The sequence below is a fragment of the Pseudomonas sp. TH39(2020) genome, assembly GCF_016650715.1.
Lineage (GTDB): Bacteria > Pseudomonadota > Gammaproteobacteria > Pseudomonadales > Pseudomonadaceae > Aquipseudomonas > Aquipseudomonas mandelii_C.
This window is the reverse complement of record NZ_JAEKFF010000006.1, coordinates 677,220-691,054: the sequence shown is the minus strand read 5'-3', so window position 1 is coordinate 691,054 and position 13,835 is coordinate 677,220. Positions and strand designations below refer to the sequence as shown.

At 60.3% G+C, this 13,835-nt stretch carries 14 protein-coding genes; 5 read left to right on the top strand and 9 right to left on the bottom strand.

All coding sequences use genetic code 11. From position 1 onward, the window contains the following. Positions 1-279: 279 nt before the first annotated feature. Genes JFU47_RS11230 through JFU47_RS11220 form a run of 3 tightly spaced genes read left to right on the top strand, consistent with a single transcriptional unit; the run spans position 280 to position 3,091 of the window. Positions 280-1,386 (top strand): GGDEF domain-containing protein, encoded by a 1,107-nt coding sequence (locus JFU47_RS11230; protein ID WP_201182985.1) that lies wholly within the window; start codon positions 280-282, stop codon positions 1,384-1,386. Continuing rightward, entirely contained in the window at positions 1,379-2,314 is a 936-nt protein-coding gene (locus tag JFU47_RS11225; RefSeq protein WP_201182983.1) for an iron-sulfur-binding ferredoxin reductase, read from the top strand. The genes JFU47_RS11230 and JFU47_RS11225 overlap by 8 nt, the downstream gene beginning before the upstream one ends. A gap of 27 nt (positions 2,315-2,341) precedes the next feature. Next, the gene (locus tag JFU47_RS11220; RefSeq protein ID WP_201182981.1) at positions 2,342-3,091 is read left to right on the top strand and encodes an enoyl-CoA hydratase-related protein; all 750 of its coding nucleotides are present in this window, start codon (positions 2,342-2,344) and stop codon (positions 3,089-3,091) included. A 191-nt stretch (positions 3,092-3,282) separates the two neighbouring features. On the opposite strand, the gene pyk is transcribed toward JFU47_RS11220, so the two are convergent. Next, a complete protein-coding gene (gene pyk, locus JFU47_RS11215; RefSeq protein ID WP_201182980.1) occupies positions 3,283-4,734 on the bottom strand; it encodes a pyruvate kinase in 1,452 nt (483 codons plus the stop codon). A 157-nt stretch (positions 4,735-4,891) separates the two neighbouring features. Between pyk and JFU47_RS11210 the strand changes: the two genes are divergently transcribed. Beyond that, positions 4,892-5,278 (top strand): tetratricopeptide repeat protein, encoded by a 387-nt coding sequence (locus JFU47_RS11210; RefSeq protein ID WP_140676880.1) that lies wholly within the window; start codon positions 4,892-4,894, stop codon positions 5,276-5,278. Positions 5,279-5,519: 241 nt separating this feature from the next. Next, complete coding sequence (locus JFU47_RS11205) at positions 5,520-5,879, top strand: PilZ domain-containing protein (RefSeq protein ID WP_140677283.1); 360 nt, start codon at positions 5,520-5,522, stop codon at positions 5,877-5,879. Positions 5,880-6,028: 149 nt separating this feature from the next. On the opposite strand, the gene JFU47_RS11200 is transcribed toward JFU47_RS11205, so the two are convergent. The 8 genes from JFU47_RS11200 to JFU47_RS11165 all read right to left on the bottom strand — a co-directional run bounded on the left by JFU47_RS11200 (position 6,029) and on the right by JFU47_RS11165 (position 13,813). Continuing rightward, complete coding sequence (locus tag JFU47_RS11200) at positions 6,029-6,415, bottom strand: DUF6124 family protein (RefSeq protein ID WP_201182978.1); 387 nt, start codon at positions 6,413-6,415, stop codon at positions 6,029-6,031. 276 nt (positions 6,416-6,691) lie between these two features. Then, positions 6,692-6,940 carry a hypothetical protein gene (locus JFU47_RS11195; protein WP_201182976.1) on the bottom strand — a complete coding sequence of 83 codons (249 nt, stop codon included), beginning with the start codon at positions 6,938-6,940 and terminating at the stop codon, positions 6,692-6,694. A gap of 156 nt (positions 6,941-7,096) precedes the next feature. Further along, a complete protein-coding gene (locus JFU47_RS11190; RefSeq protein ID WP_201182974.1) occupies positions 7,097-8,428 on the bottom strand; it encodes a DUF58 domain-containing protein in 1,332 nt (443 codons plus the stop codon). Further along, positions 8,425-9,426: an AAA family ATPase gene (locus tag JFU47_RS11185; protein WP_201182973.1), complete on the bottom strand. Its 1,002-nt coding sequence runs from the start codon at positions 9,424-9,426 to the stop codon at positions 8,425-8,427. Before JFU47_RS11185 ends, JFU47_RS11190 begins: the two co-directional genes overlap by 4 nt. Then, on the bottom strand, positions 9,423-10,586 hold the full coding sequence (locus JFU47_RS11180; RefSeq protein ID WP_201182970.1) for a DUF4350 domain-containing protein: 1,164 nt from the start codon (positions 10,584-10,586) through the stop codon (positions 9,423-9,425). Before JFU47_RS11180 ends, JFU47_RS11185 begins: the two co-directional genes overlap by 4 nt. Then, on the bottom strand, positions 10,583-12,127 hold the full coding sequence (locus tag JFU47_RS11175; protein WP_201182968.1) for a DUF4129 domain-containing protein: 1,545 nt from the start codon (positions 12,125-12,127) through the stop codon (positions 10,583-10,585). Before JFU47_RS11175 ends, JFU47_RS11180 begins: the two co-directional genes overlap by 4 nt. Next, positions 12,114-13,091, bottom strand: coding sequence for a stage II sporulation protein M (locus JFU47_RS11170; protein ID WP_201182966.1), 978 nt, complete (start codon positions 13,089-13,091; stop codon positions 12,114-12,116). The genes JFU47_RS11175 and JFU47_RS11170 overlap by 14 nt, the downstream gene beginning before the upstream one ends. After that, positions 13,088-13,813, bottom strand: coding sequence for an RDD family protein (locus JFU47_RS11165; protein ID WP_201182964.1), 726 nt, complete (start codon positions 13,811-13,813; stop codon positions 13,088-13,090). Before JFU47_RS11165 ends, JFU47_RS11170 begins: the two co-directional genes overlap by 4 nt. Between the last annotated feature and the right edge of the window lie 22 nt (positions 13,814-13,835).

Genomic DNA, 13,835 nt, shown 5'->3' with positions numbered 1-13,835 from the left:
GGCGAAGCCTGCGTTCGGCTGCGCAGCAGTCGCAAAACCTGCGTTCATGGTCTGCCTGACACACCGAGGAGCATGATTTCACGACTGCTGCGCAGCCGAACGCAGGCTTCGCCAGCTGCTACAGGGAATGCAGCAAGGATCAGGAAATCAGTCAGCGTTCTGACGCCAGTTATCCGCCCTTAAAATTGAATGGTCATTTATCAGGCACGCTACTAAAGTGGCATTCGGTCTGTAGAGTAGGACACTCAAGCAGCCTCCCTTCGCACGGTGAGTCAACGATTGACCCATAACGCCATCCAACGCTTGTTGCTCAAACGCTTTGCCCTCGCAGCCGGCACCTACGCCCTGGCTTTGTTGCTGTTGTGGCTGGCGTTTTTCACCGGTCATTACGATGAACCCCTGTCCAACGTGGCCATCGGCAGTGCGCTGGTGGTTATCAGCCAGGCCGCGTTGTTTGCGGTGTTTTACAGCGGCTGCAACCTGCGTTTTTCCGACCCCAGCCTGACGGAAGCGCAAGTGTTGCTGGGGCTGGGTTGGCAAACCTGGCTGATCGCCCATCTGGACGAGGCACGCGGCGCGTTCCTGGTGTTCTACGTGCTGATTCTGCTGTTCGGGTTGTTCCATCTTTCGCGACTGGCCTTTTTGCGGTGCGCGCTGTTGGTGTTCGTCAGTTTCAGCGCGATCACGCTGTGGGAGGGTTTCCACTTCCAGTTACCCGACCCGGCACTGGCCGCGTTGCAGGTGTGCGTGCTGCTCATCGTGTTGGTCTGGCTGGAGCTTTATGCCCGTCACGTCCAGGCCTCCCGTCAACGCATGCGTCAGCGCCGATTTGCCTTGCAGGCGCATCAGGACACGCTGCGCGGGATGATGCGTCAGCTCGAAGACCTGGTGGCCACTGACGAACTGACCGGGCTGTTCAATCGCCGGCATTTCCTGCGCCTGGCCTCCCGCGAGCTCAAAGCCATGGGGGCCGATGTCGTGCATGGCCTGGCGCTGATCGACCTCGATCACTTCAAACGGATCAACGATGTACACGGCCACGCCGCCGGCGATCAGGTGCTGCAAGCCTTTGCCGCCGTGGCCACCGCCTGCCTGCGCGATGGCGATGTTCTGGCCCGTTACGGTGGCGAAGAATTCGTCGTGCTGTTGCCCGATTGCAACGCCGAGCGCTTGACCTCCTGTTGCGAGCGGCTGCGCATTGCGTTCACCGATGTAGAACTGATCGGACTCAACCTCGCCCATATCAGCTTGTCGGCGGGCATGACGTTGCTCGAACTGGGCGACGATCTCGATGAAGCCTTGCAGCGCGCCGATCAGGCGCTTTATCGCGCCAAGCGTGACGGCCGCAATCGTTGCGCGGCCGCGTGGGAGAACGTCGATGCCTGAGTTACGGGTCGGCGAACGCCAATGGTCGGTGGCGGCGGGCAGCAACCTGCTCGATGCGTTGAATCAGAACGGCGTATCGGTGCCCTACAGCTGTCGCGCCGGCAGTTGCCATGCGTGTCTGGTGCAATGTGTACAAGGGCTGCCGAGCGACAGTCGCCCCGACGCCCTGAGCGCAGACCAACGTCAGCAAGGCTGGCGCCTGGCGTGTCAGTGTCAGGTGGTCGAGGACTTGCAGGTGCACACCTTCGATCCGCAGCAGGATGGCCGCCCGGCCGAGGTGGCGGCTGTCGATTGGTTAAGCGCCAGTGTGTTGCGTTTGCGCCTGACCCCTCAAAACCCTTTGCGCTACAGCGCCGGGCAGCATTTGGTGTTGTGGGCGGGTAACGTGGCGCGGCCGTATTCATTGGCCAGCCTGCCGGAAGAAGACCGTTTTCTGGAGTTCCATCTTGATTGTCGTCAGCCGGGGGAATTCAGCGACGCGGCCCGTCAGTTGAAAATCGGCGATTCGATCCGCCTCGGCGAGTTGCGCGGCGGGGCCTTGCATTACGACCCGGACTGGAACACCCGACCGCTTTGGCTGATGGCCGCCGGCACGGGTTTGGGGCCGTTGTTCGGTATCTTGCGTGAAGCGCTTCGGCAAGATCACCAAGGTGCCATTCGCGTCATTCACCTGGCCCATGATGCCGAGGCGCATTACCTGGCCAAACCCCTGCAGGCCATGGCCGCCAGCCGCCCGAACCTGAGCATTGAGCTGTGGACAGCGGCCGAGTTGCCAGAGGCTTTGGCACAACTGCGGCTTGTTTCACGGCAAACCCTGGCCTTACTCTGCGGGGCCCCTGACAGCGTCGACGCCTTTGCCCGGCGCTTGTACCTGGCGGGATTGCCGCGCAATCAACTGCTGGCGGACGTCTTTGTTCTCCGCGGTTGAGCGCTGATTTTCGATGCGAGACCGACCATGAGCGATGCCATCCAATTTGAACGTGAGCGCGGCCTGCTGACCCTGCGCCTCAACCGCCCCGACAAGAAAAACGCCCTGACCCGCGCCATGTACAGCCACTTGGCCGAAGCGTTGAAACTGGCGGATTCCGACCCGGAAATCAAAGCCGTGCTGATCACCGGTACTACCGAGTGCTTCACCGCTGGCAACGACATCGCCGACTTCATCCAGCAACCGCCGAGCAACCTCGACAGCCCGGTGTTTCAGTTCATGCTCACCCTGCTCGAATGCCGCAAACCGGTGATCGCCGCCGTGGCCGGCGCTGCGGTAGGGATTGGCACGACGATGCTGCTGCATTGCGATCTGGTGTATGTCAGCCGCGATGCGCGCCTTCGCATGCCGTTCGTGAATCTCGGTCTCTGCCCGGAGTTCGGTTCCAGCCTGATACTGCCGCGACTGCTCGGGCAGGCCAAAGCCGCAGAATTGTTACTGCTGGGCGAAGGCTTCAGCGGTGAACAAGCCGCGCAGTGGGGCATTGCAACCGAAGCCTTGGACAGTGGCGAAGCGGTGTTGGCCAAGGCGCGGGAGATGGCGTTACGTTTCGAGTCGCTGCCTTCGGAAGCGGTGCGTATCAGCAAGCAATTGATGAAAGCCCCGGACCGCGAACAACTGCGCAAGGCCATAGAAGAAGAGAGCGCACAGTTCACCCAACGGCTGCGCTCGCCGGAAGCGATTGCGGCGTTGACCGGGTTTATCAAACGGCATTGATTCTGCGGTGACTGTGCGGGCCTCATCGCGAGCAGGCTCGCTCCCACATTGGATCTGTGGCGTACACAAAACCCCTGTGGGAGCGAGCCTGCTCGCGATGAGGCCAGCCCAGGCAACACATCTTCCGGATCAGAAACCAAAAAGCCCCGCCATTCACATGGCGGGGCTTTTGTTTTTCAGCAACCGGGCACTCAGACCATCTTGTCGCCAACGTGCAGGATTTTCATCCCGTTGGTGCCGCCGATGGTGTGGTAGCTGTCGCCCTTGGTCAGGATGACCCAGTCGCCTTTCTCGACTACGCCGCGCTTGAGCAACTCGTCGATCGCGGCCTGGCTGACTTGCTCAGGCGGCAGCGATGCCGGGTCGAACGGTACGGTGTAGACACCACGGAACATGGCCGCGCGGGCCTGGGTTTCGCGGTGCGGGGAGAACGCGTAGATCGGCACCGAAGAACGGATGCGCGACATGATCAACGGCGTGTAGCCACTTTCGGTCAGGGCGATGATCGCTTTCACGCCAGGGAAGTGGTTGGCGGTGTACATGGCCGCCAACGCGATGCTCTGGTCGCAGCTTTCGAAGACCTTGCCGATGCGGTGGCTGGAGGTCTTGCTGGTCGGGTGCTTTTCAGCGCCGATGCAGATGCGCGCCATGGCTTGCACCGCTTCCAGCGGGTACAGGCCGGCAGCACTTTCAGCCGAGAGCATCACGGCGTCGGTGTAGTCGAGCACGGCGTTGGCCACGTCGGACACTTCGGCGCGGGTCGGCATCGGGTTCTGGATCATCGACTCCATCATCTGGGTCGCGACGATCACAGCCTTGTTGTGGCGGCGTGCGTGCAGAATGATTTTCTTCTGAATGCCCACCAGCTCGGCGTCGCCGATTTCCACACCCAAGTCACCACGAGCGACCATGACGGCGTCGGATGCATTGATCAGCGCGTCGAGGGTTTCGTCGTCGGCCACGGCTTCGGCGCGTTCAATCTTCGCCACCAGCCAGGCCGTACCGCCGGCTTCGTCGCGCAGTTGACGGGCGTATTCCATGTCGGCAGCGTCACGCGGGAAGGACACGGCGAGGTAATCGACCTGCATCTCGGCAGCGAGCTTGATGTCGGCCTTGTCTTTTTCAGTCAGGGCCGGAGCGGTCAGGCCGCCACCGCGACGGTTGATGCCTTTATGGTCGGACAGCGGACCGCCGATCAGCACGGTGCAATTCAGTTCGGTGGCATTGGCGGTATCAACGCGCATCACCACGCGGCCGTCGTCGAGCAGCAGCTCGTCGCCTACGCCGCAGTCCTTGACCAGGTCCGGGTAGTCGATACCAACGATGGTCTGGGTGCCTTCGGTCAGAGGATGGCTGGTGGAGAAGGTGAATTGATCACCGATCTTCAGCTCGATCTTCTTGTTGGCGAATTTGGCGATACGGATTTTCGGGCCTTGCAGGTCACCCAGCAGGGCGACGAAGCGGCCGTGCTTGGCAGCGAGGTCACGCACCAGCTTCGCGCGAGCCTTGTGCTCGTCGGGGGTGCCGTGGGAGAAGTTCAGGCGGGCGACGTCCAGGCCAGCCAGAATCAGCTGTTCGAGAACTTCCGGCGAGTTACTGGCCGGGCCAAGGGTAGCGACGATTTTGGTGCGACGGACGGACATGCATAGACTCCTGAGTTCAAGCGCTGAGTGAGGCTACTATGGTCCGAAGTTGTAGTCATTGTTCGTTTGCACTACTTATTCGTTTATCTCTTTAACCGAACAATCCTGAAGATTTCTGCTCACGGGTCGATACAGAGCTCAAGACAGGAGAACCCCCATGCGATTCGTGCTCATTGCCGCCCTTGCCATCAGTGCCCTCAGCGTCACGGGCTGCACCCGTTGGTCGATGAACCATCATTTGAATAACGCCTACAGCGCCTACGACCGCGGCAATTGCGAGCAGGTGACGCTCGAACTGTCCAAAGTCGAACGCGCCAGTCGAGCTAGGCCTTATGTGTGGCCGGAAGTGTCGATGTTGCGCGGGTTGTGCCTGGAACGGCAGAAACTGTTTGTCGATGCGGCACAAACCTACCAGTTCATCATCGCCTCGTACCCGCAAAGTGAATACGCCTACCGCGCCCGCGCCCGCCTGGAAACCTTGCAGTCGCTGGGCCACTATCCGCTGCGCAGTGCTGCTGCGGTCGTGCGCCCGACGCAGTTCTGATTGTTGTAGTTGTTCAAAGGCTGGCTCACCGGCGGTGGTGAGCTATAGTCGAATAGATCGGTTTAGAGCCTTGCCTCTGATCGACGCAACACCTGTGATCGGCAGAAGTAAGCGGCAGCGGCTTTATGGACTGTCGCACCGGGATCGGGGAGAGCGCGCCCATGCCTCTGTATAAAAGAAGCAGGCCCGTTCCGAAGCATTAGTGCGGCTCTGCTTAAGAGCCTTGCTGGGCCATTTGCGCATGTTTACTGACCGCCGGATCGAGCGGCATCAACTGCCGTATTTTCTAAGAGTGTTCAACAGCGTCACCGACAAACCCATCGGCTTTCTGGGCAACGTGTCCGAAGACGGGCTGATGCTGATCAGTCAGTTGCCGATGATGATCGGCGCCGATTTCGATTTGCGCCTGAAAATCCCCGCCAGCGATGGCTGCATGCAGGTCATTGATCTTCAGGCGTGTTGCCTGTGGTGCCATGAAGACACGACCCCTCACCACTATGACGCCGGGTTCAGCCTGCAACGGGCACCGCCGGAGTATGGGCAACTGATCAGCGCCTTGAAGCAATACTTCAGTTTTCAGCCGTTGCCTGCCTCTGCCTGAACGCCCACAACCTGTAGCAGCTGGCGCAGCCTGCGTTCGGCTGCGCAGCAGTCGTAAAATCAAAGCTCGCGGTGATCAGGTAGACCGTGCATCTCGGGTTTACGACTGCTGCGCAGCCGAACGCAGGCTGCGCCAGCTGCTACAGGGGTTTAGGTCGTCTTGATCGCTGGCTCGTTAGCCAGCGACCTCTCTACCAGCATCAACCCCAACTCACTCAACTGATAAATCGCCATCGCCAGGTGACGTTCCTTATCTTCGAGGCTTTCAGCCAGGTCCAGTAACAAGGTACCGACTGATGAAAAGGTTTCGAAGGTCTGGATCAGCAGCTCCTCGGGATTTGCATCTGGGGCGACGGCGAACATCTTCATGGCTCGTTCCTCGGTGGTGTGTTCGTCGGTAAAGCGGTTTTGGGTATTGTTTTGTTTTAGGTAGTGTTTCAGAGCCTTTTTGGCGGCGGCGTGGAGCTTTTTAGGGTCGAGGGTGGCGTAGGGCGAATGGGGGATGGATTCGAATTTCTCGGGTGGAGGTTTGAACATCGGGTTAACTCCTTTGGATCGCTGATGGGTAGAGACAGGAGAACCTTAAGGTTGAACGGCCATCTTCAATAGTCAGTCAAGGCCGCTGCTAGTTGTAGGCAGAGGCGCTTGGTTTTGTAGTCGTTGTCGTTTGCTCGAATATTTGAGTAGGAAAAGAGAAAGAGCAGCTGTCCAACGATGAACATTTGTCATGCCACCAAAGCTATTCCTTCATCACAGAGCGCTCGACAAATTGAGAAATTGTCGAGCGATATTTGCAAGAGTTGAAAGTGTTTATCACTCATCAGAATGTGGTTTTTTCGGGGGCTGTACTTCTTTAAAGTCGGTGGAAACAGAGATAAGCGCCAGAGAGATAAATTCTTGGTTTCGATCTAGCGTTTGGAGCGTCCCTCGGATGTTATTTGCGACTTCAGTAGCCCCTTGCTTCTCCACCCAATTGGTTAGTTCCTCTATTGCCGCACCCATTGCCAGCTGGTTCTGAGAGATCTGGGTTAGCACTGCAGTGAATAGATTTTTCTCATCCATGATTTATTCCTCGATGTAGAGCTAAACGCTTGTTGGTTATGACCGATGCTCAAAACTGCTATGGGAAAGAATTGACCACTGCATCGCGTCCTTAAGTAGTTCAATTATCACTTCCTATAGAGGTTGTGAAGCAGCTATTTTCTATGTTGGGTACCGTTACATCATTCCCGCTTTTTTCCAACCAAGATACCGCGTCACCAGCTCGGCCCCCAACTCTGAGGGTCGAGCATCCACCACCGGAACTCCATGAGCACTCAACCGCTCATGGAGTTCCGCCCGCTCATTCAAATAATCCACCGTCCCGCAGTAAGCCAGCGCCTCCGGCAAGGTTTGCACTGGCGTGTGCCGCAGCGTGTCGAGCAAGTCTTCGCGCAGACTCGCCACCAGTACCCGATGGTGTTTGCCTAGGCGTTTGACGGCGGTGAGCAGTTCTTCATCGTCTTCGTCGCGCAGGTTGGTGACCAGCACCACCAGCGCCCGGCGTTTTTGCCGGGCCAGCAGTTGGTTGGCGGCGGCTTGGTAATCGGCGGGGCGTTGGGTGTTGTTGAGGTCGTAGACGGTGTTGAGCAGTACCTTGAGTTGTTCAGTGCCTTTGACCGGGGCGAGGTAATGTGGGCGGTCGCAGGCGAAGGTGCTCAGGCCTACCGCATCGCCTTGGCGCAGGGCGATGTAGCTGAGCAGCAGGCAGGCATTGAGTGCATGGTCGAAATGCGCCAGTTCACCGTCCTGGCTGCGCATCCGGCGGCCGCAGTCGAGCATGAAAATGATCTGCTGGTCGCGCTCGTCCTGATACTCCCGGGCAATTGGAGTGCGCTGGCGGGCGGTGGCTTTCCAGTCGATTTGTCGCAGGCTGTCGCCTTCGCGAAATTCACGCAGCTGATGAAACTCCATACCCAACCCGCGACGCTGGCGTTGGCGCACGCCGAGCTGGCTGAGCCAGTTGTCCACCGCCAGTAATTGGCCGCCGTAGAGGCGGGCGAAGTCCGGGTAGACGCGGGTGTTGTCGGTGACGTTGAGCAGGCGTTTGTCGGACCATAAACCCAATGGGCTCGGCAGGTTGATTTCGCAGTGTTCAAAGGTGAAATGACCACGCTTGAGCGGGCGCAGGCGGTAGCCGACCTGGCTGTGCTGGCCGGGTTGCAGTTCGACCGACAGGGGCAGGTTTTCGAAGCTCAGGCCGTCCGGCACATGGTCGAAAATGTGTATGTTCAGTGGTTGGGCAAAGTCATGCTCGACCTCCAGTCGCACTTCACCCCATCGACCGAGTGCAAGGCTGCCGGGCATTTGTCGTTGTACGCGGGGAGTGGGCAGGCGTTTGAGGCGGATGGCGTCGAGTACTGCCAAGGCCAGCAGTGCCAGCAGCAATCCCCAGTTGATCGACAACAGGCTCGGTGGAACCGCGAATTCCAATGCCCGCAACGCGCCCAGCACGATGCCGATGACCAGCAGCAATGCGAGCCAGATCAGCAGTAGGCGCGAGGGTTTCACAGGCGTGGCGCCGGCACTTGATCGAGCAATTGCTTGAGTACTTGATCGACGTCCAGCCCTTCGATGTCGAGCTCCGGCGCAATCCGCACACGGTGACGCAGCACCGCGAGGGCGCAGCCTTTGATGTCATCCGGGATTACAAAATCGCCACCACGCAACAAGGCGCGGGCCCGAGCGCAACGCACCAGGGCAATGGAGGCCCGAGGCCCGGCGCCGAGGATCAGGCCCGGCCAGGTGCGGGTGGTGCGGGCCAGGCGCACGGCGTAATCGAGCACCTGATCGTCCAGCGGCAGGTCGCTGGCAATGCGTTGCAAGGCCAGCACGTCCTTGGCTTGCAACACCGTGCGCAGCGGCTGCACGTCGAGCATGTCGGCTCGGGTCGAGCGGCTGACCTGGCGGACCATGTTCAGCTCCTGATCGGCGTCGGGGTAATCCATGCGCACCTTGAGCATGAAGCGATCAAGCTCGGATTCCGGCAGCGGGTAAGTGCCTTCCTGTTCGATGGGGTTTTGTGTGGCGAGCACCATGAACGGTTGCACGATGGGCAGGGCGCGGCCTTCGAGGGTGACCTGGCGTTCCTGCATGGCTTCGAGCAGCGCGGCCTGGGTTTTCGCCGGGGCGCGGTTGATCTCGTCGGCCAGCAGCAGGTTGGTGAACAACGGCCCTTTGCGCAGTTTGAATTGCTCGGTATGCAAGTCGTACACCGCGTGCCCGGTGACATCGCTGGGCATCAGGTCCGGGGTGAACTGGATGCGCGCGAATTCACCGCCGAAGCAGCGAGCGAGGGCGCGCACCAACAGTGTCTTGCCCAGCCCCGGCACGCCTTCGAGCAGTACGTGGCCACCGGCAATCAACGCGGTGAGGACGTCGTCGATCACCGTGTTCTGGCCGATCACGGCTTTCTGTAATTCGGTCCGTACTGCTTGGGCCAACTGGCTCGCGCGCTGGCGCTGCTGGGCGGCGTGGGTCTGTGTGCCGGGCTCGATCTGTTCACTCATAAGGCGTTCCTCAAGGTTTGCAGGTGGGCGACCTGACGGCTGAATTCAGCGCTGGACAGCCGCTGCTTCGGTCGCGGGCTCATGGCCTGGCTGATAGCGCGTGTGGATTGGCCGGTCAGGCGTGCGAGCACCAGCCATTGTTCGGCAACGCCGAGTTGTTCGAAACCGGGATGACGGCGCCGCACACGACGCAAGATGTCGTGCTGCAAGGCTTGCATCAGGTGTTGCTGACCGTTTCGGCGCAGCATGAAATCGGCGCTGGCGCGCAGGTGTTCCTGAAGTTGACGGCGGGCTCTCGGGGCCGGTTCCAGCAGCGGACCCTGGCGCACGCCGACGTGCCAGAAGCCAAGACCGATCAGGGCAAAAAGGGCGACCAATGCTTGGGGGAAATAGCGCAGGAGCAAGGTCAGAAGACTGTCGTGATCGGTGTTGAACAGCAGGGTCACGTTCGTGTCCGCGGTCAGGTACCAGAGCAGCCAGGCGTTGTCGTACTGGTCAATGGCCGGGGTTTTCCACAGGTCGGCGTCGGTGACCACGGTGATCGAACCGAGCCCGTGATTGAGCTGCATCATGTGCGTGGCCTTGCCGCTGTTGGCCCAGGCCTGGGCGAGGTTTTTCGGGTCTTCGAGATGGAATGCGGTATCAAAACCGACGTAGGCCGGCGCGTTTTCGTCTTCCAGATACAGCTTGGTCAGCTTGGGGTAAGGATCGTCGTCGATAGCGGGCGGCGGGTCCTTGAGGTCTTTGCTCAGCGACTGGTGCAGCTGCACCCGGTCGAGCAACAGGTCATTGCTTTGGCCGGTCTTCTCATCCCACAGCGACTGGGCGACAAACAAAAGTCGCCCGCCGGCCCGGGTCCAGTTCAACAGCTGATCGATCTGGCGCGGGGTCATGTTGTACCGGTCCCCGAGCAATAACAGGCTGTGCTGATGCGGCTCCAGGGTGGGCAGAATGTCGAGGCTGTTGGCGTGGTTCACCGACAGGCCCTGCTTGCGCAGGAAATGCTCGGCGGCGAGATAGGGGTTGGCCTGGGCTTCGGGCGAGGGGCCGTGATCGATGTCTGCCTGATAGGGCGTCGCTTTGACGTACAGATAAACGCTCAGCGCGATCAAGAGCACGGCGATGAACACGCCGACCGCCAGCCAGCGTTGCCGGTTCAACGCAACGCTCCCGGGCCGAACAGGGCTCGCCAGCCGTCACAGAGTTCCTGTTGCACATGCGCGGGAGGCAGGCGATGCCCGTAGGCCATGTTCTGCCAGTGCCCGGTCAGGTTTTTACTGAAGGCCAGCAAGGCAGGTTGTTGCAGGTGTTCGATGCGCTCCAGGACCTGGCCTTCGGTGTCGGCGGGTTTCAGCGCCATGTTGAAGTCGTGCAGCAAGTGGCTGAGCAGACCGCGATAGAGTAATCCTAGGGCCTCGCGAGGGTGAGTTTGCCAGAGGCGTTCGGCGCTGGCGGCGATGTCGGCAGGCAGGGTTTCGCGGTTGAGGTCCAGGCCGAAAGCCTGTTGCGGTAACGGCCGCGCGACCTTGCTGTTCAAGGCCGGTCGACGGCTGACGAAGGCTTGCAACCCGTCACGGTAATGCCAGATCAATAAACCAATGGCACCGATCACGACACCCCACAACACCACTTCAATCAGCGTGGCCGCTGCGTCGAAGCGTTGGTTGTCCAGCAGCTTGAGCAGCGCCTCCAGCCATTCGGGTGTTTGGTCATCGTCTGTCGTATCGGCGGCGGGTTGGTCCTCGCCAAACCGATAGCGCGTGACCGATTCCTTGTTCTTGAACGGAGGCTGATCGAGGATCGCCTTGATGCTGTCCCGGGATGCCTGACTGGTCAGTGGCTGGTCCAGCAGGCGTGGGCTGTCGGGTGAAATGACTGGCTCGGCGGCCCATACGGTGTGTGCTGTCGGTATCAACAGGAACGCTGCCAGCAGCAGGGTGACGGCGGCGCTGCTCAAGCGTTGGCGCATGCGACGGAACACCAGCTCGATATCCCAGGCCTCCAGCACTGTGCGCCGATTTAGATAAAGGCTGAAACCGCAGGCGACATAAACCGGTTCCCAGACAATGAGCACCAGTGCGTAAAAGGCGTTGGTCAGGTGTTCCAGCCATCGCCAGTCCTGTGTCGCGGCGGTGATCAAGGTCTGCCAGCTCCAGTCGAGTTCGACCTGTTGCGGCAAAAACAGGTAGAACAGCACCATCAGGCCGATCCACAGCGCGGTTTCCAGATGCACGCCGATGATGGTCAGCCACCGCGCGGCACCGGCGTTGCGCTGCAACAGCACCTGCAAGCGCTGTTGTCGCGTTTGCCCATTCAGCCCTTCGAGCTGCATCACCGGCATCAGGAAGCTGCGACTCAGGCTCAGGCGCCGCCAGGTCAGACTCACCAGCAGTTGCGGTTTGAGCAGCTGCGGAAATTGGCGCAATGCCTGCTTGAGCGTGGGCGTTTCGCCAAACATGGCTTTGGACAGTATGTACAGCGGCAGGCGGTCGAACGCCGGTTTCAGCCACCAGAAAATGAACACGGCGAGGGAGGGCGAATCCCACAGCACCCAGCTGAGCAGGGCGAAAACCGGCAAGGTCACGATGGCCCAACTGGTCATCAGCAGACACCGGTGTCGCTGGCTCAGCAGGACGCCCAGGTCCATGGCTTCCCAGGTGGTGCGCGGGCGGATGACAACCGTGGCGTCACTCAGGCGCATGGCGGGTCCGTCCGGCAAACAGCAGATAGGTCGCCACCAACAACCAGAGCGCTGCGCCGACCAGGTATTTGGTCATTGGCGCGACCCCGATCGTGGACGACCAGTAAGCTTCGATAAACGCCGCAATCAGCAGAAACAGCATGACCCCGCAAATCAGCAGTACGCTCTTGCGTGCCGCCAATCGCAGGGCTTCGGAGCGGGGCAGGCGTCCCGGCGCGATCAATGCCCAACCCAGTTGCAGGCCGGCGGCACCGGCCAGGGCGATAGCACTCAGTTCGAAGGCGCCGTGGCCAACCACGAATGACCAGAAGGTTTGCCCGTAGCCGATGTGCGTCAGGTGCCCGGCCACCGCGCCAATCATCAAACCGTTGAAGAACAGGAAAAACGCGCTGCCCAGGCCAAACAGCACACCGCTGGCGAAGGTCTGAAAGGCAATGCCGATGTTGTGCATGATGTAGTAACCGAACATCACCCAGTCTTCACTGGCCGCCCGTTCCGCCGAGCGCCCCAGGTGACCGGCCTCGGGGTCGTACATGCCTTGCATCTCGCTGACCTGCTCGGCCGGGATCAGGTTGTAGACGAAGTCCGGGAACAGATACACCAGCAGCGCGATGCCGATCAGGCTGCCAAAAAACATCAGGCCGGCGGCGAGCACGAAGCGCCACTGTTCGCGCACCAGTCGCGGGAAGTCAGCCAGGATGAAGCCCAGCACGTTGGCACCCAGTCGACTGCGGTGGCGATAAAGCTGTTGATGCCCGCGCAGTACTTGTTGCTGTAATGAGTCGATCAGAAAGCTGCTGTAACCACGTTCCTGGGCCAGCGCCAGATGCTGGCAGAGACGACGATAATCGCTGGGGAAACCGGCGACTCGCTCTGCTTCCTTGCCTTGCTCCAGCTGTTCAAGCACGAGAGCAAATTGTTCCCATTCGGCCTTGTGGCGACTTTCGAAAAGGCTTTGTTTCATGTCGGGCCCAACAAGCCGCGGGCGATGCCATTGAGTTCGTCCACGGCCCCTGGCACCGACACCTGCAACGGTTGCGCGAGTATGGCCGCCAGCTCTTTGACCCGTGCGTCAGAGAGTTCACCCTGGCGCTCGGCAAACCCGAGGATGGCGCGTTGTTCGGTCAGCGTCAGCGCAAAGGCCGGGCGCCGGGGCTGGACGGCGGGTAGTTGTGGTCGGGCGAGCGGTTGTTCGCGGTAGATCACCAGCGTGCCGGCGGCCAGATCGCCGAGGCGTTTGAAGGTGGGATGTTGCAGGCAACTGATGGCCCCAAGGAAATAGCCGAACGGCAGCATGTCGACAAATCGCAGCAGGTTGCGCAGCAGCGAAGCAGACCAGCCGATGGGCGTGCCATCGTCCTGCACCACCCGCAGGCCCATCCATTGCTTGCCTGGTGAACGACCCTGGTTGAGCACTTCGAACAGCACCATGTACCACCAGCTCACCACGAACAACAGAATCGAGCCGAGCCCTGCACCGAGTTTTCCGAGGAACGCCAGGACGATGAACAGCAGGCCGACGATCAACCCGCGCAGCCCGAGATCGATGGAGAACGCCAGCGCACGAACCATCAACCCGGCCGGGCGCAGTGGCAGGTCGATGCCTTCCGGCGTTTCGACTTGATACCGCGTATCCAGTGGCGGGGACAGCGTCGCATTCCTTGGCAGTGCTGTGGTCTCGAGCATGGGCAACCTTGATGTGGCCTGT

Coding starts and splice junctions, on each gene's coding strand:
- JFU47_RS11225 (WP_201182983.1), top strand. CDS start 1,379: ATGCCTGAGTTACGGGTCGGCGAACGCCAATGGTCGGTGGCGGCGGGC.
- JFU47_RS11220 (WP_201182981.1), top strand. CDS start 2,342: ATGAGCGATGCCATCCAATTTGAACGTGAGCGCGGCCTGCTGACCCTG.
- pyk (WP_201182980.1), bottom strand. CDS start 4,734: ATGTCCGTCCGTCGCACCAAAATCGTCGCTACCCTTGGCCCGGCCAGT.
- JFU47_RS11210 (WP_140676880.1), top strand. CDS start 4,892: ATGCGATTCGTGCTCATTGCCGCCCTTGCCATCAGTGCCCTCAGCGTC.
- JFU47_RS11205 (WP_140677283.1), top strand. CDS start 5,520: ATGTTTACTGACCGCCGGATCGAGCGGCATCAACTGCCGTATTTTCTA.
- JFU47_RS11200 (WP_201182978.1), bottom strand. CDS start 6,415: ATGTTCAAACCTCCACCCGAGAAATTCGAATCCATCCCCCATTCGCCC.
- JFU47_RS11195 (WP_201182976.1), bottom strand. CDS start 6,940: ATGGATGAGAAAAATCTATTCACTGCAGTGCTAACCCAGATCTCTCAG.
- JFU47_RS11185 (WP_201182973.1), bottom strand. CDS start 9,426: ATGAGTGAACAGATCGAGCCCGGCACACAGACCCACGCCGCCCAGCAG.
- JFU47_RS11175 (WP_201182968.1), bottom strand. CDS start 12,127: ATGCGCCTGAGTGACGCCACGGTTGTCATCCGCCCGCGCACCACCTGG.
- JFU47_RS11170 (WP_201182966.1), bottom strand. CDS start 13,091: ATGAAACAAAGCCTTTTCGAAAGTCGCCACAAGGCCGAATGGGAACAA.
- JFU47_RS11165 (WP_201182964.1), bottom strand. CDS start 13,813: ATGCTCGAGACCACAGCACTGCCAAGGAATGCGACGCTGTCCCCGCCA.